The following is a 21,477-nucleotide window of genomic DNA, read 5'->3' as shown; positions in this document are numbered from 1 at the left end:
GTCATGCGTGCTGACTCCTTCATCGGCCAGGTCCTTACGGTGCTGTCCCGGCGTACCCCGGCCTTTACCCCGCTGCCCGGGGAACCGCAGACCTTCGCCGGCCACGCCTACGCCCTTCTACGCCGCCGCCCGGCCAACTCCACGTCGCAGCCTGGCTCGGTCCCGCCACCAACCGAACCCACCCCCTTGGAGGAACGGACGTCGAGGGCCCAACCATCCCCCGAACCTCCGGACCGGCTCCCCGTAATCGCCCGGCTGGTGGCCACCAGCCTGCACGCCGACCTCAACCCCTCCGATCGACTACGCCTGCGTAACCACCCAGCCCTCGCCGCCCTTACGCGGACTGTCGACCTCGCCGCCCGCGCCGCCCGCGCCGCCCGCGCCCGCGCCGACCTCGCCCGCGCCCGCGCCGACCGCGACCTCGACCTCGCCCTCACCGCCCGCGCCCTCGCCCGCGCCCTCGCCGACCTCGACCTCGCCGACCTCGACCTCGACCTCGCCCTCACCGCCCGCGCCCTCGCCCGCGCCGCCCTCGCCCGCGCCCGCGCCGCCCTCGCCCTCGCCCTCGCCGACCTCGACCGCGCCGACCTCGTCGACCTCGACCGCGTCCTCGATACGGTGGTCGAGGTGGTGGAGGTCCTGGCCTTCCTCACCGCTACCGCGGCAAAGTCGGAGATCATCCCTGATGATCCAGGGCTGGTAGCCGATCGTGGACGCGCCGACTATCTGGCCGAGATCGCATCCGATCTTGCCGCCGCACGGACTGATTTCACCCAGGCAGATCTACGGGACGCCACTTTCACCTCCGTGGATCTTGAGGGGGTGCGGTGGTCGGCGCAGACGCGTTGGCCACCGGGATGGGCCGAACGTGTGGAACAGGACTCGATTGAGGTGGCGCCCGGCATTTTCGAGATCCGGCGAGGCGGGATACACAACCGAGTGCTGACATAGCACCAGACCGGCGGTAAGTCCCCGCTTGTTTCCGCCAGGCCATCGCTAGAACGCTACTGCTGTCACCCAGAACGGTGATCATCGCCGAATTCCTCCACGTCTTCAAGATCCCCGGCGTCCTGGTCCGGGCCTGGGCCGCGCGACGGGCTGCGCGCGGCCCAGGGCGGGGGCCGTGCTCGCCCGGCGTGTCAGCGGCCCGTCCCGTCCGCCGGGGGTGGTGCCGAACGGGTGTTTCGTCACGTGCGATAACGGTTAGCACTCCAGGCGCTAACAGATCATGCTGATCCGTGGTTGTCGAAACGACGTAGGGGTGGCGTCGGCCTCCTCTATCGCCACCAGCCGTTGGGCCACAGAACGGCTTGGAAGCGGCAAAACCGGATACATGCCTACGTCGACGAGACGGAGTCGGATAGCCGGCTCGACCCGAATACCTACATGCTCGCCGCCGCAGTGGGGGATACTGACAATCTCGAACAAACACGCGGCATAATGCGGAAACTGTTACAACCCGGGCAGCGCAAGCTTCACTGGCGCGACGAGTCCGACAGGCGCCGTCACGCCATCATCGAGGAAGTGGCCGGGGCACCTGTCGAGCACCTGGTGGTCGTCTATGACGGGCGGCAGGGTGAACAGTCCGAACGCCGGCGGAAGCAGTGCCTGAAGCGCCTGTGCTACGAACTCGACCAGATGGGCGTCATACGGATGGTGTTGGAATCCCGGGGACCGGCTGACGATCATCTCGATCGGGTACTGACAAGAGGTGTAGACAGCGCGAAGCCCCGGGCCCTGTCGTCCGGCAGGATCTCCCGGGGCTCACTTCCGTACCCACCGCGATGGGACGGCGTCGAGTTCATACTCTACGACACGTTCGGCCCCACAGCCGGCCCCACCGCCGGCCCCAGCGGTGTCGTCGGCTTCGACTGCTCCGGGCTCACCGTGTACGCCGTCTACCACGGCACCGGCGGGACCGTGGTCCTCCCCCACAACGCCGCCGCCCAATACCAACACGGCCAGCCCGTCTGGTGACCCGCGTGCGCTGATCACGCTGTTGTGCGCCAGGCACCCGCGAAGCGCCTTGCCTGAGAATCGGATTCCACGAGACGCATGCGCTCCCCGGCCGGAATACGTTCGCCGCGTGTCCCCGACCGCGCCCCGAATACCTGTGATCGTCGGCGCCGCGGACCTCCGCGGCGACGGTAGCGAGCCCTGCGAGCTCATCGCGCAGGCTGCCCACAATGCCGTCCCCGCCGCACTGTTGAGCGCGCTGGACGCGATCCTCATCGTCGGTGTCCTGTCGTGGAGCTATGACGACCTGCCCGCCGAGGTCGCGCGGCTCGTCGGTGCGGCGCCGCGCCATACCCTGCACAGCGAGGTCGGCGGCAACCAGCCGCTCGCCCTCATCGAGACCGCGGCACGCCTCATCGCCGTGGGACAGATCGACGCCGCGCTCGTCGGTGGTGCCGAAGCAGCCGCGTCCCTGGCGCGGGCCAGCACGTCCGGCAACCCGCCCGCGTGGTCCGACCGACCAGGCGGACCCGTACGGCTACCCAGCTCCGTCCGCGGCACCGAGGAGATGCTCCGCTACGGCATCGACAGACCGCTGCGTAACTATCCGCTCTTCGAGAACGCTCTACGTGCCGAACTCGGGCAGAGCTTCGAGGAGGCCCAGCGTTGGTCGGGGGAGATCCTCGCCGCGATGAGCGAGGTCGCCGTCGGCAATCCCGCGGCCTGGAAGCCACGTCACCTCACCCCTCGGGAGGTCTACGAGGCCACCGACGGCAACCGGATGACCTGTTGGCCCTACACCGTGCGGATGACCGCCAACCCGAAGGTCGACCAGGGTGCCGCCGTCGTGCTCTGCGACCTCGAGACGGCTCGCGAGCACGGCATCCCCGACGAGCGGATCTCCCACATCTGGGCCTCGGCCGGTGCCGCCGACTCGACCGATGTCCTGCGGCGCACCACATTCGCTCGTTCCCCCGGCCTGTCCGCCACCCTCGACGCCTGCCTGGACCAGGCGCAGTGCACGGCACAGGACCTCGAGCACATCGACCTGTACTCGTGCTTCCCGATCGTCCCCAAGCTGGCGGCGCTGCACCTGGGGCTCGGCAAGGAACGTCCCCTCACGGTCACGGGCGGCCTGGCATCCTTCGGCGGACCGGCGAACGACTACTGCCTGCACGCGATCGTCGCTGCGCATCGCCTGCGTGGCCGGGCGCTGGTCTACGCCAACGGCGAGTACCTCACCAAACACCATGCGATGGTCATCGCACCGACGAGGCCTGCGCGGCCCTGGGCTGAGCCGGCACAAGTCCCGCCGACGGCCGAGCCGGTCCCCGGGTACGCCTCGGCCGTCACAGGCCGCGGGCGGATCGAGACCTTCACCGTCGAGCACGACCGGGACGGCACACCCGCCCGCGGCTGGATCATCGGCCGTGACGACGGCGCGCGGCGGTTCGCATCCGTCGTCACCGACCCGCGGAGCCTGCACGCACTGGCCGACCCGGACCGCCAGCCCGTCGGGCAGATGTGCGACGTGAGAGGCGCCGGCGGGCTCAACACCAGCACGGTCCCCACGACACAGGAGTCCAGATGACGATCGACCACGATGCGTTCTGGATCGGCGGTCAGCGCAGGAAGCCGGCCGGCAGCGGTCGCCTGTCGGTGGTGAGCCCGGCCACCGAGGAGGTCATCGGGAGCATCCCGCGAGCCGAGATCGCCGACGTCGACGCCGCGGTGGGCGCTGCCCGCGCGGCCTTCGACGAAGGGCCGTGGCCCCACCTGACCGCGAACGAGCGGGCACAGGTCCTGCTGCGGGCGGCCGACCTCCTCGACGACCGCCATGAGGAACTCTCCCAGCTCATCACAGCGGAGATGGGGTCACCCATCACCTTCAGCCGGATGGCGCAGGTGTCCTCGGCCCTCATCCGGTACTACGCCGGGATGTCCGAGCACGTCTCGTTCGAGGAGCGCCGCGCGGGCAGCGTTGGTCCGATGGTCGTGCGGCGGGAACCGGTCGGCGTGGCCGGGCTGATCATCCCGTGGAACGCGCCGCTCGGGCTGCTCCTGGGCAAGCTCGCGCCGGCTCTGCTCGCCGGGTGCACCACCGTCGTCAAACCGGCTCCGCAGACGCCCCTGGACACCTACGTCCTGGCCGAGGTGCTCGAAGCCGCGGGACTACCGGCCGGCGTCGTCAATATCGTCGCCGCCGACCGTGAGGTATCCGAGCGGGTCGTAACCCATCCCGGCGTGGACAAGATCAGTTTTACCGGCAGTACGGTCGCCGGACGGCGGATCGCCGGCCTGTGCGGTGAGCAGATCAAGCGGGTCACTTTGGAGCTCGGTGGCAAGTCGGCGTGCATCGTGATGGCGGACGCCGACCTCGACGCGGCGATCCCGACGGCGGTCCAGGGCGCGATGCTGAACAACGGGGAGGCGTGCATCGCCCTCACCCGACTGCTCGCTCCGCGCTCCCGCTACGCCGAGATCGTCGAACGGGCCGCGGCCATCGTCGGCCACCTGCCGGTCGGAGATCCCTTCGATCCGGGCACAGTGCTCGGGCCGCTAGTGAGCCGTGAGCAGCGCGAGCGGGTCGAGGGCTATCTCCAGGTCGGCCGCGACGCCGGAGCGCGGGTCGTCACCGGTGGCGGACGACCCGACGGCCAGGACAAGGGCTGGTATGTCCAACCGACGCTGTTCGCCGACGTGAACAACGGCATGCGCATCGCCCGCGAGGAGATCTTCGGTCCGGTGCTGTGCGTCATCCCCTACGAGACCGTGGACGACGCGGTCGACATCGCCAACGACTCCCCGTTCGGGCTGTGCGGTGCCGTGTGGACCGCGGACCCGCAGCAGGGACTCGACGTGGCGCGACGCGTGCGCACCGGCACCTTCAACGTCAACGGCTTCACCTACGACACGAGTGCACCGTTCGGCGGCTTCAAGCAGTCGGGGCTCGGCCGCGAGTGGGGCCGTGAGGGTCTCGAGCCCTACCTCGAGCTCAAGTCCATCGCGATGCCCGCGAACAGCTGACCCGAGGAGTCCCCCGTGACCGCACCCGCCGTGACACCCCCCACCACGACCGAGGATCTCGCTCGCAGGTTCAGCACGTTCCAGGTGTGGCTGCAGGGCGACCCGCAGGCTCCTCTCGATGCCTGGGGGCAGCTCCGCTCGGCGGGGCCACTCCTGCACAGCGACGAGTTCGGTGGCTACTGGATCGCCACCCGCTACGAGGACATCGAGTCCATCGCCCGCCGGCCTGAGGTCTTCGTCAACCAGAAGAACCTCATCCCCTGGCGGGACTCCCTCGGCGGTGGTGCAAGGCTCATCCCGCTCGAGCTCGACGGGGAACACCACCGGGTATGGCGCCAGGCGTTGGCGGACTCGTTCTCCCCAGGCACCGTCAACCACTTCACCCCGGCGATCCGCACCGCGACCGTCGAACTCATCGACGCCGTCGCCGAGAAGGGCTCTTGCGACTTCGTGTCCGCGATCGCCGGCGCGCTGCCAGCCGAGGCCTTTCTGGCGAACTTCGGGGTGCCGCGGGAACGGCTCCAGTCACTCCTCGACTTCAAGAACTGGCTCGTCCGCGAGGGCCTTCCGAACGCCAGGACCAACGAGGACGTGCAGGACGCCAACCGGGACATCCTCGCGTTCTTCGACTCGCAGGTGCAGGAGCGTGCCGCAACGGGAACCGACGGTCACGATGTGATCAGCAACCTGCTGCGCGCTCGCATCGACGGCCAACCCATCCCACGCGAGGACATCGTCAACGCCTGCTACGTGACCATGATGGCCTCGCTCGACACCACCACCTCGGTTCTGAGCCTGTCCTGGGCGCGACTGGCGACGCGACCGGACCTGCAGAAGGCAGCGGCTGATCCGGAGCAACGCCTTCGCCTGATGGAGGAACTGATCCGCCACGAGCCGGTACTCACCACGGCGCGACTGGTGGCCCAGGAGACGACGCTCGGCGGGGTGCGGCTGGAGCCCGGTGAGATGGTCCTGATGAGCTGGGGCATGGCCGGGCTCGACCCGGAGACCTACGACCGTCCGGATGAGATCGACCTGCGCCGCACGGTCACCCGCCACCTCGCCTTCGGGGTCGGCCCGCACCGTTGCCTCGGCATGCACCTGGCCCGCCGCATCATCGCGATCACGATGGAGGAGTGGCACGCACGGATCCCGAGCTACCGCATCACAGCGGGCACTGGGCCTGTCGCGCACTACAGCCCGGTCCGCGGACTCCTGACCCTGCCGCTGACGTTCGGCTGAGCCGCTGACGAGGTGCGCACCCCAGCCCCGCTCCTTGATCCACGCTCCTATTGCCGGGCGCTCTAAGCCCCCTGAAGCAGGTAAGTCGGAACCGCTGTCACCGTGACCAAGGGTGTCTCAGCGTCCCGTGAACTCGGGCTTGCGGCGCTGACCGAAGGCGGCGATGCCCTCCTTGAAGTCGCTGCTGCGCACCGTGAGCTCGACGGCGACCAGCTCGGACTCGAGGGCGGCGGCAAGGTCGGTGGTCAGGCCGCGGCGCAGCAGTCCCTTGGTGGCGGACAGCGCGAGGGTCGGCCCCGCCGCCAGCTCACCCGCGATCCGGGCAGCCTGCGCCACGAGATCGGCGTCGGCGACCACCTCGTCGAAGACGCCCAGCTCGTAGCCGCGCCGCGCATCCAAGGGCTTCCCCCGCAGGAGCACCTGGGTGGCCGCGCCGAGCCCGGCCCGGCGCGCGAGCAGCCACGTGCCGCCGCTGTCCACCGCGAAGCCCAGCCCGGCGAAGGGCTCCACGAGGGAGGCGCCCTCCCCGGCTACGATCACGTCGGCGGTGAGCGCCAGGTGAGCGCCCAGGCCCATCGCCCGGCCCGCCACGGCGACGACGACGGGCAGCGGGCAGTCCCACAACGCCTGGATCATGCGGTTCGCACCCGCGCGGACCGCCCGGATCAGCCCGCCGGTGACGGGGCGTTCGGCCCCGGGCGCGTTCACCGAGACGATGTCCGCGCCCGCGCAGAAGTGCGGCCCCGCCGAGCGGAGGAGGATCGCCCGGACGGCTCCGCCGTCGACCGCGTCGGTGACGGCGTCGGTGATCCGGTGCATGTCGACGGCTCGCAGCGCGTTGCGGGCCGGCGCCCGGTCGACGACGATCTCCCGCAGGCCGCCGTCGGTGCTGACGACAACCTCACCGGTGCTCACGCGGCCGGCTCTCGCGGGAGGCCGAGCACCTGCTCGGCGATGGTGTTGCGCTGAATCTCCGCGGTCCCCGCCCCGATCGTGCTGGCGCGGGTGGCCAGCAGGCCCGCCGACCACCGCCCACCCTCGACCGGATGGGCCTTGCCCGGCGCGAGCACCGCCGACCGTCCGGTGATCTCAACCGCGAGAGCGTGCAGTCGCTGCTCGAACTCTGTGAAGACGAGGCGGCCCAACGACGCCCCCGGACCGGGCTCACGTCCCCGCAGGAGGTCGCCGAGGACCCGCAGCCCGCCGAGACGCACGACCTGCAGGTCTGTCTCCGCCCTGGCCAGCGCTTGGCGGACGAGCGGGTCACCGGCGCGGTCGAGGCGTATCGCCAGCGCGACCAGCTCGTCCAGGACGCGGCGGTACTTCGACGCCTGCGTGATGAAGGCCGTCGACCGTTCGTGGCCGAGGCTCGTGCGGGCGATCCGCCAGCCCCCGCCCTCCTCGCCGACGCGATCGGAAATCGGCACGCGGACCTCGTCGAACGTGACCTCGTAGAACGACGTGTTGCCGGTCATGTCCACCAGGGGAGTGACTGTGACGCCCGGAGCGTGCATGTCGATCAGGAGGTAGCTGATGCCGTCCTGGCGCTGCTCCTGCGTACCCGTGCGGACCAGGGCGAACATGCGATCGGCGGCGCGGGCGTTCGTGATCCAGACCTTGCGCCCGGTGACGACGTACTGCTCGCCGTCGAGGCGGGCGCGGGTGCGCAGGCTCGGGAGGTCGGAGCCGGCGTCCGGCTCGGAAAACCCCTGGCACCAGATCTCGTCCCCGCGCAGCGCCGGCCGCAGGTAACGCTCACGCTGTTCCCGCGTGCCGTGCACGATCAACGTCGGGCCGACGACGAAGGTGCCCCCGCTCGGGTGCGGCGGCAGCCGGCGCCGGGAAAGCTCCTCGGTGTAGGCGACCTGATGGGCGAGGGACAGCTCCATGCCGCCCCACTCGCGGGGCCAGCCCGGCGCCGCGAAGCCCGCCTCGACGAGCAGTGCGGCCCAGGACCGCTGCCACGCCAGGCGCTCGCCCGCGTGCTTGGGCGCGGGTCCAGGGTCGTGGGTGTCGAGGAACTCGGCGAACCGGGCACGCAGCTGCACAGGTGTCTCATCCATGGCGCTTCCAGCCAACTGCGCCGGGTGCCGGCCGGGCAAGGTTCCGGCGGGAAAGCGGCTTCTCAGCCGTCTTCCGGCCGCCACGCATGACGGCTGGCCGGGGGAAGCGTGACACCGAGGATGCGGTCCACCAGGGGCAGGATCTGTGCCTCGGTCGTCGCGCGGTCAGGCGACCCACCGCGGGAGATGACGTCGGCGGCCGGGCCGGACACGATGTGGAACAGGCCCAGGGCGTCGGACTCGGCGTCGACGCGGGGGTCGGCCGCGCCGGAGGAGACCAGATCCGCCAGGGCGCGGACCAGCGGGGCGGTCAGGGCCGCGCGGCAGGCTTCGACCTGGTCCGGGAAGATGCCGAGCAGGTGGCGCCAGTGCGTCGCGAAGAGCACGGTCGGCTTCGCCACCCGGGGCACGTAGGCCATGTCCAGCACGCCGTCGAACCAGGCGCGGACCCGCACCAGCGGGTCAGGGTCGGTGCACACCCGTTCGAGGCGCTTGCTCGCCCGCGAGACGTCCTCCTCCAGCAGGTGGAGCAGGAGGTGGTCCTTGGTCTCGAAGTGGCGGTAGAAGCACCGCGTCGACAGGCCGGCGGTGCGCAGCACACTCTCGATCTTGAAGCCCCACCAGCCGCCACGCGCCAGCGCAGCTCGAGCCGCCGCGGTCAGTCGGGCCACCTCGTCCTCTGGGCTCGCCGCTGGATCGGTCGAATGCACCCGGGGGCGAACTAACCCTGCCTCGTTCACGGTGTCGACGGTAAGCGCGAGCGTGCGCCCTGTCTATCGATGGGTTGCGAGGCGGATGCGGCTGTTGTCCCACGTCAGCGGTGGACCGACCGGTCTGAGCCGGATCGTGGCCATACCCGATCCGTAGTGCGCGGCCGTCGCCGTCGGCAGCCCCGCGGTCGGCAACGAGAAGCCCGCGTACTTCGTGTCGCTCAGCTCCGCGACGCGGACCGCCTGTTCCCGGTCGAGCGCGCGGTCCAGGACCGTCGCCTCGCACGACAGCTGGACCGCGGTCAGCTCCACCCAGGCCCGCCCCGACTCGATCAGGAACGAGGCGCGGGGATCGCGGCTGATGCGCAGCACTTTCTTGCTCTTCGCCGGGGTACGCAGGTAGATGTCCGCGCCGTCGACCACGAACCAGCTCGGCAGGGCGACCGGCCAGCCGTCAGCCTTCAGCGTCGTCACGATCGCGGTATGGGCGCCGCGGATGCGCTCCCACGCCTCCTGCTCGGTCAGCTGGATGCCCCGTGTCCCTGGTTCGCTCGCTCCTACGCTCACGGCACCTCCGGTTCGCTCATCGGGCTGCCAGCGCGCCGAGCGCCGCAGCGTGGAGTGCGTGTCGGGGACCGTTGAGGCGCCGGGCCGCCTCTGCCCGGCGCACCGTGAGGTGCATGCCTGTCTCCCAGGCGTAGCCCATGCCGCCGTGCAGGTGCAGGCAGCGCTCGCCGGCGACGGCGACGGCTTCGACCGCAGCCAGGCTCCCCGCCGCGGCGAGCGCGTGGGCGTCGCGATCCCGCGAGTCCCACGCGGCAGCCGCGGCTCGCACGCAGGCGCGGGCGGCCTGGAGCCCGGACCAGGCGGACGCAAGTTGGTGCTGGACCGCTTGGAATGCCCCGATCGGCCGACCGAACTGCTCACGCCCGCCCAGGTAGACCTTTGTCGTAACGATCGCGACCTCACCCGCCCCCACAAGCTCGGCTGCCCGCAGTATCCGGCCGAGCGCCGAGGCCCGTTCGAGGAGGACGGGACCGGCGACCTCGATCTCGATCTCGTCGACCACCGGGAGATCGCGAAGTCGGCGGCTCACCCGCGGACGGGTGGGGTCCATGTCGTCGACGTCCGCCGGATCACCGAGGACCGCATGGACCCGCAGCGAGCGACGGTCCGGGGCCGGGGCCAACAGGACGTCCGGCGGCAGCGGCTCGGCCACGACCGCGAGGTCTGAGGGAGCAGGATCGAACGCCGCGACCACGTGGCCCGCGAGGATCCGCTCCGCCAACGCCGTACCGGCGGCGCCGCCGGCGGCGAGGAGTGCCGTGGCCACGACCGCCGCATCGAGCACCGGCTCGGCCAGCAGTACCCGCCCCACCTCCTCGGCGACGAGGGTCGCGTCGACGCAGGACAGGCCGAGCCCGTGGGGATCGGGGGCGAGAACCGCGGGAACACCCAGCTCCGCCAGGTCCACCATGCGCTCACGCCGAGCGCCCGTGGCGCCTACGCCCGCCTCGCGGCGCACTGTCGCGGCGATACCCTCGCGCTCGAGAACCTCACGCGTCGCTCGCGCTAGAGCCCAACCGTCGGCACTGGGAAGAAGGTTCATAACGTCCACCAGTCGACTCGCCCGCGGCGACGGGCGCAAGCATCCAGTCGAGAACGGCGGTTTCGATCGGGCGTGGGTCCAGATGCCCTGCCTGCCCGGACACTGCCCCTGTGAGCACTTCATCCTGGCGAGCGCCGCTGCGTGAACTACTCGCCAGTACAGCCGCGCAGCACCCCCTGTCGCTCGCCGTCAGCACCCCGGCTGGGACTTCGGCGACGTTCGGCGAGCTCGCCGCGGCCAGTGCGGCGCTCAGCAGCCGGCTGCAGCCGGGTACCCGGACCGGCGTCCGCCTGGGCAACGACCTCGCCTCCGTCGTCGCCCTTCATGCCGCGTGGCGGGCCGGCGGGAGCGTCGTTTCGCTCGGGCGCCTGCTGCCGGACGCCGAGGTCACCCGCCGGGCGAGCGAGGCCGGCTGCGCCACGATCGTCGAGCCGGACCCGGACGGGCTCGACGCACGTCTGCACCCCGTGGGCACGGCGACCCAAGCCCGCACCGCACCTCCCGACGAGGCCCTGGTCATGTTCACCTCGGGGACGACCGGGCGGCCCAAGGGCGCCGCGATCGCCTTCGCTGCGCTCGAAGCGAGCATCCGCGGCATCGCCGCCGGCAGCGGACTACCACCGCAGGGCCGACCGGTGCGGACACCGGCCCGCGAGCCGCAGCCGGTATTCGTCCCCGTCGCGCACATGGGCGGGTTCCTGACCTCGCTCACGTCCTGGTGGCTGGGCAAGCCGGTGTTGCTGTGCCACAAGTTCTCCGTCGAGCTGGTCGCGCGGATCGCGGCCGAGAGCAGGATCGGCGTGCTGCGCCTGACCCCGTCGATGGTCTACGAGCTGGTGCAGGCAGCTGCGTCGGTCACACTCCCCGGGGTCAGCAGCGTGACCGTCGGCACCGCGCCGCTGCCCGAGACCACGCGCGTCGCCTTCGAGGCCCGCTACGGCGTACCCGTGCTGCGCAACTACGGCCAGACGGAGTTCGCCGGCGCCATCGCGTTCGAACGGCCCGACGACGTCGCGGCCGGACGGCGGCCCCCGGGCAGCGTCGGACGCGCCGCTCCGGGCGTCCAGGTGCGGATCGTCGACACCGACGGGATGGAGCGCCCGCGGGGGTGCATCGGGGAGATCCAGGCCCGCGCCGCGTCGGCGATGTCGGGCTACCTCGACGCCGACGGTCGGTTGAGTGCCGCCACGACGGGCGGCTGGATCGCGACCGGTGACCTCGGTGCCCTTGACTCCGACGGGTTCGTCAGCGTCGTCGGTCGGGTCAAGGACCTGATTCTCTGCGGGGGCTTCAACGTCTACCCTGCACAGGTCGAGAGCGCGCTCAACCGGATCGACGGCGTGGTGGACAGCGCCGTGACCGGCGTGGCGGACGACCGGCTCGGGGAGATCCCGGTCGCTGTCGTCGTCGTTGGCGGCGGCGGCGGCGCGGCCGGGCTCACCGAGGAGGGGCTCCGCCAGTCCCTGCGGGCCGAGTTGGCGGCCTACGAGCTCCCCCGCAGGATCCGGTTCGTCGCCGCCATCCCGCGCCTGGACACCGGCAAGGTCGACCGAGTGACCGTCGCCGCGCTGCTGACCACCGAGGAGGCTGCCTCGTGACCCATCGCCCCGGCGCCGTCCGCCGCTCCGCTCCTCGCTTCGCTGCGATGCTCACTTTGGACGCCGCCTCGTGACCACGGTCACCCCGACCGCGGTCGAGAGCGACAACCTCGACTCCTTCCGCACCGAGCTCCGTGGCTTCCTGCGCGACCACACTCCGCCACCCGTGCATGGTGGCTCAGCGATCGCCGATGAGCTCACGCCCGCGGACGTCGAGCGCCAACGCGCCTGGCAGCGCCAGCTACACGACGGCGGCTGGGCGGGCGTGGCGTGGCCGAAGAGCCACGGTGGCCGTGGCGCGGGTGCCCGCCAGCAGCTGGCGTTCCACGAGGAGATCGCGCTCGCCGGTGGGGACACGATGACGGGCCTGTTCCTCGTCGCCCTCTCCCACGCGGGGCCGACCGTCATCGCGCGAGGGACTCCCGAGCAGCAGCAACGATGGCTGCCGGGCATCCTGCGGGGAGAGATCATCGCGGCCCAGTGCTTCTCCGAGCCCGGCGCCGGGTCGGACCTCGCCGCGATCAGCACCAGGGCCGTCGTCGACGGGGACGCCCTGATAGTCACCGGCGAGAAGCGGTGGAGCACGTTCGCGCAGTACGCCGACATCGCGGAGCTGCTCGTGCGCACGGATCCGTCCAGCCGACATGGTGGTCTCACCTACGCCGTGGTCGACCTGGACTCTCCCGGTATCACCATCCGGCCGTTGCGGACGATCGGCGGGCCGAGCGAGTTCTGCGAGGTGCGCTTCGACGAGGTACGCGTCCCACTGACCAACGTGATCGGAGCGGTGGGTCAGGGCTGGCAGGTGGCGACGACGACCCTGCTCTTCGAGCGCAGCACCATCACCGCCCCGATCGTGCTCGGCGCCCTGCATGCGCTGCGCCGGCTCAGCCAGCTCGTGGCCGACGATCCCGTCGCAACCGCGGAAGTCGCGGAACTCACTGTGCGCGCCCTCGCCGTGCGAGCCCTGCTCGAACAGTCGGTTGACGAGCAGGAAGCCGGCATCGAGGGGGCGGGACCGTCGGCACTGAAGCTCCTCGCGACCGAGCTGAACTACGACGTCCGGCACCTGCACGCCCGCCACGACCAGTCCGCGTCACAGCCGTGGTTCACGTCCTTCGGTCTGCGCATCGGCGGCGGCACGTCGGAGATCCAGAAGACGATCATCGCCGAACGCGTGCTCGGCCTGCCCAGACACCGATAGGAGAACCCGTGCCCGCGCCCCTGGACGGCTTCCGCGTCCTCGACCTCTCGATCGGCATCGCCGGCGGCTACACGACCAAGCTGCTCGCCGACGCCGGAGCTGAGGTCGTCACGTGCGAGGACGCCGCCGGCGACCCCCTGCGCCGCTGGTCAGCGAGCGGCGCGGCCATCGCCGCGGACGACGACGGCGCCCTGTTCAAGGTCCTCGCCGCGTCCAAGCAGTCCGCCGTGCCCACCCTCGAGGAGGCGCTGGACCTCGTCCGCTGGGCGGACGCGATCGTCTGGTCACCCGGGTCCGAACTCGCCGCCAGCATGAGCCCGGCCAGGGTGCGGGAGCTCAACCCGACCGCCCTGGTGTTGTCGATCACCCCCTTTGGACTGGCGGGCCCGTGGGCCGGCCGGCCGGCCACCGAATTCACGCTCCAGGCCATCTCGGGCGGGGTGTTCGCACGAGGCACCCCCAGCCGGCCACCGGTCTGCGTCGGCGGGCGGACCGGCGAGTGGCTGTCGGGCATGATCGGCGCGGTTGGCCTCCTCGCGTCCTACCGCCGACGCCTGCGCACCGGCCAGGGCGAGCTCCTCGACCTGTCGATGCTCGAGTCGATCGTGCTGACCCACACCATGTACGAGGTCAACTACCGCAGCATCGCCGGGGTCCCGCCGTATACCCGCCGCCTGCTCAACTTCCCCGGCATCGAGCGCACCAAGGACGGCTGGGTCGCGTTCATGGTCGTGACCGGCCAGCAGTGGCTCGACTTCTGCCTGATGGTCGAGCGGGCGGACTGGATGGACAACGAGAGCCTCATCCGCCTCGAACAGCGGATCAGCCGGCGGGACGAGCTGGCGCCCGCGATCGCCGAGTGGATGACGACGCACACCACCGACGAGGTCATCGAGATAGCAGAGGCGCTGCGCGTGCCGGTCGCCCCCGTCGGCAACGGTGCGCTCACACCGCGGTTCGACCACCTGGTGGCCAACCGGCTCATGACGACGAACCCCCGGGGTGGCTTCGTCCAGCCCAACCATCCCTACCGCTTCCCGCGGAGCAGCCTCCAGCTGCGTGACTTCGCGCCGGCGCCCACGCTCGGCGAGCACACCGCGACGGTCACGACCACCTGCACCCCGCGAGAGCTGACCACAGGGACCGAACCGGCGGCGCTCCCCTTTCAAGACCTACGGGTCTGCGACCTCACCGCGTTCTGGGCAGGACCCATCGTCGGCTACGTGCTCGCCATGCTCGGCGCCGACGTCATCAAGGTCGAGTCCGTGTCCCGGCCGGACGGCATGAGGATGCGCGGCGCCAGGTCGTTCCGCGAGGACCTCTGGTGGGAGACAGGTCCGAGCTACCACGGTGGCAACGCGGGCAAGCGGGGCATCACCCTCGACCTGGGCAGCGAGGAGGGCAGGGAGCTGCTCCTCGAGCTCGTCTCCCACTCGGACGTCCTCGTGGAGAACTTCACGCCCCGCGTCATGGCCTCGTGGGGGCTGACCTACGACGTCCTGAAGGCCGTGCGGCCCGACCTCATCTACGCACGACTACCAGCGTTCGGTTCCGACGGCCCGTGGCGGGACCGATCCGGCTATGCACAGACCATTGAGGCGGTCTCCGGCATCGCCTGGATGACGGGCTACCCCGACACGCCGCCGCAGTTCGCCAATTCCGTCGGCGATCCACTCGCAGGCTCACACGCGACGATCGCGATCTCCCTGGCCCTCGAACACCGCCGACGCACCGGAGAGGGCTCTCTCATCGAGGCTCCGATGCTCGGAGGAGCGCTGAACATCTGCGCCGAGCAGTACGCCGAGTTCAGCGCCTACGGGGCACTCCTGAAGCGGGACGGGAACCGAAGCCCCACGGCGGCACCGCAAGGGCTGTACCTCTGCGCGGACTCCGGCGGTGACACCTGGGTCGCGGTCTCGGTCGAGACCGAGAGACAGTGGCACGGGCTGCGCACGGCCCTCGGTGAGCCGTCTGGATGGGACTGCCTGAACAGCCGCGAGCAGCGCCGGGCCCAGCATGACGCCATCGACGAGACCATCAACGCCTGGACGTCCGCACGCGGCGCGGCCGAGGTCGAAGACGTCCTGGTCAGCCACGGCGTGCCAGCTGCGGTCGTCGGCAACGGCGCCTTCCTGGATTCCAACCCGCAGCTGCAGGCCCGCGGCTTCTTCGAGGATCTCGCCGGCCACCCGGTCGTCGGATCGGCGACCCACTCCGGCTACCCGATCCGCTTCTCCGGTGGACCGCACCCGCCCGTGCATCGACGGACCCCGCCGCTCCTGGGCGAGCACAACCGCGAGGTCCTCGGCGGCCTCCTCGGGCATTCCGACGCCCAGCTCGCCGCGTGGGAGGCCGCGGGCGTGATCGGGACGAAGCCGAAGCACGGCTGAGCCGGTCGGGATCAGCGTGCCGTCCGCTGGCAGGAGTGACGGGCCCGGAAACGACGACGACGCCGTCCGACCGAAAGGCGACCACTGGTGATCGTCGATCTCCGTTGGGCGGGTAGGGTCGTGACCAACGTGTTCGACTGTCGCCGCCGCGGGGAGTATTTCCATGGGTCGTCGGTTCAACACGGCGGGACCGTGTCGGCCGGGGATCGACTACATGGTCCCGGCGTTGTCACGGCTGCCGGAGGTTCCCGGGCTGGTGGCGCGGGAGGGCTACTTCGTCGTGCACGCCCCGCGACAGACGGGGAAGACAACGACGCTGCTGGCGCTCGCCGATGAGCTGACGGCCGGTGGCCGGTACGCGGCGCTGCGGTTCTCCTGCGAGGTCGGCCGCGCGGCGGGCGACGACTACGCCGCCGCGACCCGCGGCATCCTCGACCGGATCCGGGCGAGCGCCGAGGACGCGCTGCCGGCGGATCTTCGCCCGCCGCCGTGGCCGAAGGCGTCGGAAAGCACCCTCCTCGTCGAGGCGCTGCGGGCGTGGGCGCAGATCTGTCCGCGGCCCCTGGTGCTGTTCTTCGACGAGATCGACGCTCTGCGCGGTGAGAGTCTGATCAGTGTTCTCAGCCAGCTCCGCGACGGCTACAGCAGCCGGCCGCGCGACTTCCCCGCGTCGGTCGCGCTGTGCGGCCTGCGCGACGTCCGCGACTATAAAGCGGCAGCCGGGGGCGACCCGGCCCGTCTCGGGACCTCGAACCCGTTCAACATCAAACTGGAGTCGCTGCGGTTGGGAGACTTCACCCTGGACGAGGTGGCCGTGCTCTACGGCGAGCACACCGCCGACACCGGGCAGCCGTTCGCCCCGGGCGCCATGGAACACGCCTTCGAGCTGACCAGCGGCCAGCCGTGGCTTGTCAACGCGCTGGCCCGCGAGGTCATCGAGAAACTCGCGGTCCCCACCGCGAAGGCGATCACGGTCGACCACCTGGAGGAGGCCAAGGAACGCCTGATCCTTGCCCGGGCGACTCATCTGGACTCGCTGGCTGCCCGGCTCGCCGAACCGCGTGTCCAGCGGATACTCGGCCCACTGCTCTCCGGCGACGTTCTGACGATCGAGCCGTATGACGACGACGTCAGCTACGTGCGTGACCTGGGCCTCATCGCGCACAGGGCCCCCGTCCGGGTCGCCAACCCGATCTACCGCGAGGTCATTGTCCGGGTCCTGTCGTCGAGCATCCAGGAAAGCGTCACCGCCGACCCGCGCTCCTTCATCCGTCCCGACGGCACGTTCGATTTCCCGAAGGTGCTCGACGAGTTCGCGGACTGGTGGATCGAGCACGGCGACTTTCTCATCACCGGCGGCTTCTACAACGAGGCCGCGCCCCAGCTCATCCTCATGGGCTACCTTCAGCGCGTCGTGAACGGCGGCGGCTATGTCGAACGCGAATACGGCGTCGGTGCCGGCCGGATCGACCTGCACGTCCGCTGGCCCTACACCACCCCCGACGGCACCCGTCACCTCCAGCGGGAGGCCCTCGAGCTGAAGACCTGGAGAGTGGGCCGCGCCAACCCGCTACGTCAGGGCCTCAAGCAGCTCGACCGTTACCTCGACCGCCTCGGTCTGGACGCCGGCACGCTGGCCATCTTCGACCAGCGCCCCGACGCCCCCGACATCGCCGAACGTACCGTCATCACCACGACGACCAGCCCTTCTGGCCGCACCATCACCCTCCTGCAGGGCTGAATCCGCGGGCGAGCCCGCCCAGCGGCGGGGTCGTCGCGAACCGCTAAACGACCAGGTCAGGGCTATGCGCCACCTACCCATCGGACGGTTGGTGGACCTAACGCACCAGAATAAGAACCGCTCGATCTTGGCTGTCGGCCCGGGCACCTGGCGGTTCCGGACACTTCCGGCCCGTCTGATCGTAATCTTCAGACATTGTGGTCACGTCGACGTTCCTGTGCCGCCTCGGAACGTGCTTGTGCGGGGGCTGCGGTGCGCCGATTGGCCTGCGGGCCGGTGGATCTCGGTGGCTGGTCGTGCGGTGGTCGTCACCTGGGCAGGTGAGTACCCTGTCATCGACCCTTCAGGATACGCGTGCTGTCATTCGGCTACTCGGGCCATGAGGTTGGGCTGTCCGTGTTCGTCGAGCAGGCCGGGGAACCGGGATTCGCCCGAGGCGTAGGCGAGGCAGCGTTCGGTCAGGTCGGCTGTCATGCCGGTGTGTTCGGAGAGGAAGCGGATCCACTCGGGCAGTACCGCGATCAATTGGGTGGCAAAGGCGTCTTGGTAGAAGTCGCGCAGGTGCAATACCGCCGCGGCGACCTTGTGCGGCGAGCAGTACGGGTACAGGCTGAGGTGCTCGCGCGGGGACCAGGACTCAGCCATCTCCGCGGCGAGGTCGCCAGCACCAGCGGGGCCCTGGTCGGATTCGTCGCCGGTCGGCCTGTCGTGGTGGCCGATCCGCCGCAGCCGGCGGGCGAACCCTTCGGCCGCGGTGTCCGCGCTCAGCCGCGGAAGCGTGCGCCTGCGGGCCCGGCCGGCCGCTTGCCGGACGGTGCGGCCGAGCCGGCGGCTGCGCAGGAACTCCGCGTACTGAGCCTGGTCTTCTCCGCCAGGCCGAATGCCTTCCACCTCGCCGGTCAGAAGCGCGTCGAGCGTCTCGGCGTCGTCCACCGGGGTCAGGGTGGCCTCGGCGGCGGAGGGGCCGACAGCCTGCTGCCATTCGGCCAGCGCAGTCTCGGCGGAAGAGTGGAAGCCGCTGTGCACGGTGACGACCTCATATCCGCAGGCGTCCACGTCCCACAGGTACCACCGCTGCGAGCCGTCCGCTGAGGTGAGGGGTGCGACCACGGCCCAGCGGGTGCTGTAGCTGTTCCGCGCCCACTGGGCCGGGCTGGTCACGGCACGCCCGCGGGTGGCCCGCTGTGCCGCGGCGTCGTCCAGGTGCTCGGCGACCAGATCCCGCGCGGACACACTCAGCGGCTCCGGCAGCACACCGGCGACGACGGCCAGCAACCTTTGCGCCGCCGCGACGTCACTGCCGGAATCCTCGGGCTCGTGCAGCCGCCCGTCGAGCGCGGACAGCACGGCGCGAACGAAGTCGTCCGGGTTGACACCATCCTCCAGCGCACCGCCCTCGTACTGGGTCATCACCGCGCCGAAGCGGACGCAGAAGTCATCTTCGAGTTCGTCGTCGGACCAGCCGGGAGCGGCCGTGATCAACGTGTCGACCATTGGTCCGGCGGAGTCCGCGGCCAGCGCGGTGCGGTGCTCGTCGAGCCGGCGACGGTACTCGAACAGTTCCCGCAACGGGTTGGCCTGCGCTGCCCTGTTGGGGATCGGTACCCCAGGCCGGCCCGAGGAACGGCGACCGGACGGCGACTTCTTCTTCCGCTTACGAGACACGGGCACGGCGCCGAATCGTACCCGGGCAGACAGCGGAGACCCGCCGGAGTACCACTTGAAGGCACAGGAGCAGCCCGTCGGCGACTTCACGGCATACCCGGCGAGGCGGTGGGTGAGGGCCGCAAGATCATTCGGTTCGAGCCTTGACAGTAGCGACGGCAGCAGCGCCGAGTCCTCGGCGACAGGCAGCTTGACCAGGGTGCCGTTGGCCAGTGGGTGGCGGTGAGCGTGGTCGGCCGCTTGGGTGGCCCGGGCTGAGATCGTCGATCTCCGAGTGCCTGATGCGTAGGGTGGTGGGCGGAGCACTTCCCTGCTGGTGGCCCCGGGGACCCGCGGAATCGCGAAGCGATCTCGGGGGAATGGAGGAGGTGACGATCGGTGAGTCGCCGGTTCCAGACGGCTGGTCCGTGCCGCCCGGGGATCGACTACATGGTCCCGGCGCTGTCGCGGCTACCGGAGGTGCCCGGTCTCGTCGACCAGGAGGGGTACTTCGTCGTGCACGCGCCGCGGCAGACGGGGAAGACGACGACGCTACAGGCGCTCGCGGACGAGCTGACCGCGCGGGGGCGGTACGCGGCCGTGCTGTTCTCCTGCGAGGTCGGCCGGGTGGCCCGTGACGACTACGGCCGCGCGGCGCGGGGCGTTCTTCAGGTGATCCGCGAGGCCGCCGAGGACGCGCTGCCGCCGCAACTGCGCCCGCAGCCATGGCCCGACGCCCCGGACGAGACCCTGTTGGGCACGGCGCTGCGGGCGTGGGCGCAGGCCTGCCCACGGCCTCTGGTGCTGTTCTTCGACGAGATCGACGCCTTGCAGGGGCAGAGTCTGCTCAGCGTCCTAAGCCAGTTGCGCAACGGCTACCGTGGTCGCCCCAGCCAGTTCCCGGCGTCGGTCGCGCTGTGCGGTCTACGCGACGTCCGCGACTACAAAGCCGCGGCGGGTGGCGACCCGTCCCGGTTGGGAACGTCCAGCCCTTTCAACATCAAACTGGAGTCGCTACGATTGGGGGACTTCACCCCGGATGAGGTCGCCGAGCTCTACGGCCAGCACACTGCGGACATCGGGCAGGAGTTCACGCCAGCGGCGGTGGCGCGGGCCTACGAGCTGACCGCCGGTCAGCCGTGGCTGGTCAACGCACTCGCGCGTGAGATCGTCGTGAAGCTGGCGGTGCCGGCCTCGGCGCCGATCACGATCGACCACCTGGAGCAGGCCAAGGAACGACTGATCCTTGCCCGGGCGACCCACCTGGACTCCTTGGCGGCCCGGCTTGCCGAGCCCCGTGTCCGCCGGATCGTGCAGCCGCTGCTGGCCGGCGACCTCATCCAACTCGACCCCTATGACGACGACCTCGCCTACACCCGCGACCTCGGCCTGATCGCCCCAAAGAATCCGGTGCGGATCGCCAACCCGATCTACCGTGAAGTCATCGTCCGGGTCCTGACCTCACAGGTCGAGGCCAACGTCGTCGCCGACCCCCGCAGCTTCGTCCGGTCAGACGGCCGTTTCGACTTCCAGATGCTGCTGCGGGAGTTCGCCGAGTTCTGGATCGAACACGGCGATGTCCTCACGTCGACCGAGCACTACCACGAGGTCGCCCCGCAGCTCGTCCTCATGGGATTCCTCCAACGCGTCGTCAACGGTGGCGGCTATGTGGAACGCGAGTACGGCGTCGGCGCCGGGCGGATCGACCTGCTCGTGCAATGGCCCTACACGGATCAGGGCGGCAAACGCCGCTGGCAGCGCGAGGCCCTCGAGCTCAAGGTCTGGCACCCGGGCAAGGCAAACCCGCTGCGCCAGGGCCTGACCCAGCTCGACCGCTACCTCGACCGTATCGGCCTCGACGCTGGGACCCTCATCCTCTTCGACCGCCGCCCAGGCGCCGCGGACATCACCGAACGCACCCAGTTCGACACGGTCACCACACCGACGGGCCGCGCTGTAACCCTCCTGCGGGCCTAACTAATCCCTAATCCTCCGACATCTCCGCCGGATCATGCTGGGGGTCGACGTCAGTCCGTAGCTGCGCCCGTCCGCCCCGACCAGCGACCAACGGGCGTTCTGCCACACCTACGGCCGAGGGAAAGGCAACGCCCAGATGGTCCCAGGCTGGCCCTACTCCTTCATCATGGCCCTCGAGCCGGGCCGGACCTCCTGGACCGCGCCACTGGACGCCATCCGCCTCGGCCCGCACGACGACCTGACCACCGTGACCGCCAGCGGTAGCGGTGTTCTACCTGGGCTGACGACAACGAAGCGAGGTGCGTGCCCCAGTCCC

At 70.5% G+C, this 21,477-nt stretch carries 16 protein-coding genes and 1 pseudogene; 11 read left to right on the top strand and 6 right to left on the bottom strand.

Annotation, left to right across the window (positions count from 1 at the left end; translation table 11 throughout):
* Positions 1-3 precede the first annotated feature (3 nt).
* The 5 genes from U9977_RS07205 to U9977_RS07185 all read left to right on the top strand — a co-directional run bounded on the left by U9977_RS07205 (position 4) and on the right by U9977_RS07185 (position 6,225).
* Positions 4-951, top strand: a complete 948-nt coding sequence (locus U9977_RS07205) for a hypothetical protein (RefSeq protein ID WP_322748403.1) — start codon at positions 4-6, stop codon at positions 949-951.
* 489 nt (positions 952-1,440) lie between these two features.
* Entirely contained in the window at positions 1,441-1,977 is a 537-nt protein-coding gene (locus U9977_RS07200) for a hypothetical protein (RefSeq protein WP_322748402.1), read from the top strand.
* Between the two features lie 109 nt (positions 1,978-2,086).
* A complete protein-coding gene (locus U9977_RS07195; protein ID WP_322748401.1) occupies positions 2,087-3,547 on the top strand; it encodes a hypothetical protein in 1,461 nt (486 codons plus the stop codon).
* Positions 3,544-4,983, top strand: coding sequence for an aldehyde dehydrogenase (locus U9977_RS07190; protein ID WP_322748400.1), 1,440 nt, complete (start codon positions 3,544-3,546; stop codon positions 4,981-4,983). The genes U9977_RS07195 and U9977_RS07190 overlap by 4 nt, the downstream gene beginning before the upstream one ends.
* A gap of 15 nt (positions 4,984-4,998) precedes the next feature.
* Positions 4,999-6,225 (top strand): cytochrome P450, encoded by a 1,227-nt coding sequence (locus tag U9977_RS07185; RefSeq protein ID WP_322748399.1) that lies wholly within the window; start codon positions 4,999-5,001, stop codon positions 6,223-6,225.
* Between the two features lie 117 nt (positions 6,226-6,342).
* Here U9977_RS07185 and U9977_RS07180 read toward each other — a convergent pair whose 3' ends face one another.
* The 5 genes from U9977_RS07180 to U9977_RS07160 form a co-directional block, all read right to left on the bottom strand.
* Positions 6,343-7,140: an enoyl-CoA hydratase/isomerase family protein gene (locus tag U9977_RS07180; protein WP_322748398.1), complete on the bottom strand. Its 798-nt coding sequence runs from the start codon at positions 7,138-7,140 to the stop codon at positions 6,343-6,345.
* Positions 7,137-8,288: an acyl-CoA dehydrogenase family protein gene (locus U9977_RS07175; protein ID WP_322748397.1), complete on the bottom strand. Its 1,152-nt coding sequence runs from the start codon at positions 8,286-8,288 to the stop codon at positions 7,137-7,139. The genes U9977_RS07180 and U9977_RS07175 overlap by 4 nt, the downstream gene beginning before the upstream one ends.
* Before the next feature lie 62 nt (positions 8,289-8,350).
* A complete protein-coding gene (locus U9977_RS07170; protein ID WP_322748396.1) occupies positions 8,351-8,959 on the bottom strand; it encodes a TetR/AcrR family transcriptional regulator in 609 nt (202 codons plus the stop codon).
* Positions 8,960-9,061: 102 nt separating this feature from the next.
* On the bottom strand, positions 9,062-9,565 hold the full coding sequence (locus U9977_RS07165; protein ID WP_322748395.1) for a pyridoxamine 5'-phosphate oxidase family protein: 504 nt from the start codon (positions 9,563-9,565) through the stop codon (positions 9,062-9,064).
* 16 nt (positions 9,566-9,581) lie between these two features.
* On the bottom strand, positions 9,582-10,607 hold the full coding sequence (locus U9977_RS07160) for an acyl-CoA dehydrogenase family protein (protein ID WP_322748394.1): 1,026 nt from the start codon (positions 10,605-10,607) through the stop codon (positions 9,582-9,584).
* A 110-nt stretch (positions 10,608-10,717) separates the two neighbouring features.
* Here U9977_RS07160 and U9977_RS07155 point away from each other — a divergent pair, with 110 nt between their 5' ends.
* The 4 genes from U9977_RS07155 (at position 10,718) to U9977_RS07140 (ending at position 17,540) form a co-directional block, all read left to right on the top strand.
* Complete coding sequence (locus U9977_RS07155; RefSeq protein WP_322748393.1) at positions 10,718-12,205, top strand: fatty acid--CoA ligase family protein; 1,488 nt, start codon at positions 10,718-10,720, stop codon at positions 12,203-12,205.
* A gap of 70 nt (positions 12,206-12,275) precedes the next feature.
* A complete protein-coding gene (locus U9977_RS07150) occupies positions 12,276-13,409 on the top strand; it encodes an acyl-CoA dehydrogenase family protein (protein ID WP_322748392.1) in 1,134 nt (377 codons plus the stop codon).
* An 8-nt stretch (positions 13,410-13,417) separates the two neighbouring features.
* On the top strand, positions 13,418-15,799 hold the full coding sequence (locus U9977_RS07145; RefSeq protein ID WP_322748391.1) for a CoA transferase: 2,382 nt from the start codon (positions 13,418-13,420) through the stop codon (positions 15,797-15,799).
* 163 nt (positions 15,800-15,962) lie between these two features.
* Positions 15,963-17,540 (top strand): ATP-binding protein, encoded by a 1,578-nt coding sequence (locus U9977_RS07140; protein ID WP_322748390.1) that lies wholly within the window; start codon positions 15,963-15,965, stop codon positions 17,538-17,540.
* A 360-nt stretch (positions 17,541-17,900) separates the two neighbouring features.
* Here U9977_RS07140 and U9977_RS07135 read toward each other — a convergent pair whose 3' ends face one another.
* Complete coding sequence (locus tag U9977_RS07135; protein ID WP_322748389.1) at positions 17,901-19,511, bottom strand: hypothetical protein; 1,611 nt, start codon at positions 19,509-19,511, stop codon at positions 17,901-17,903.
* Positions 19,512-19,583: 72 nt separating this feature from the next.
* On the opposite strand from U9977_RS07135, the gene U9977_RS07130 reads away from it, so the two are divergent.
* Positions 19,584-21,161, top strand: coding sequence for an ATP-binding protein (locus U9977_RS07130; RefSeq protein WP_322748388.1), 1,578 nt, complete (start codon positions 19,584-19,586; stop codon positions 21,159-21,161).
* A 28-nt stretch (positions 21,162-21,189) separates the two neighbouring features.
* Positions 21,190-21,477, top strand: a pseudogene (locus U9977_RS07125) (transposase); the annotation flags it as partial.

The organism is Protofrankia sp. Cas8 (genome assembly GCF_963555845.1).
GTDB lineage: Bacteria > Actinomycetota > Actinomycetes > Frankiales > Frankiaceae > Protofrankia.
The sequence above is the reverse complement of the archived record's forward strand: the minus strand, read 5'-3'. Positions and strand labels throughout refer to the sequence as shown.

What these genes read in the sequence shown, in the direction of transcription:
- U9977_RS07160 (WP_322748394.1), bottom strand. Translation starts at nt 10,607, where the DNA reads ATGAACCTTCTTCCCAGTGCCGACGGTTGGGCTCTAGCGCGAGCGACG.
- U9977_RS07175 (WP_322748397.1), bottom strand. Translation starts at nt 8,288, where the DNA reads ATGGATGAGACACCTGTGCAGCTGCGTGCCCGGTTCGCCGAGTTCCTC.
- U9977_RS07205 (WP_322748403.1), top strand. Translation starts at nt 4, where the DNA reads ATGCGTGCTGACTCCTTCATCGGCCAGGTCCTTACGGTGCTGTCCCGG.
- U9977_RS07190 (WP_322748400.1), top strand. Translation starts at nt 3,544, where the DNA reads ATGACGATCGACCACGATGCGTTCTGGATCGGCGGTCAGCGCAGGAAG.
- U9977_RS07200 (WP_322748402.1), top strand. Translation starts at nt 1,441, where the DNA reads ATGCGGAAACTGTTACAACCCGGGCAGCGCAAGCTTCACTGGCGCGAC.
- U9977_RS07140 (WP_322748390.1), top strand. Translation starts at nt 15,963, where the DNA reads ATGGGTCGTCGGTTCAACACGGCGGGACCGTGTCGGCCGGGGATCGAC.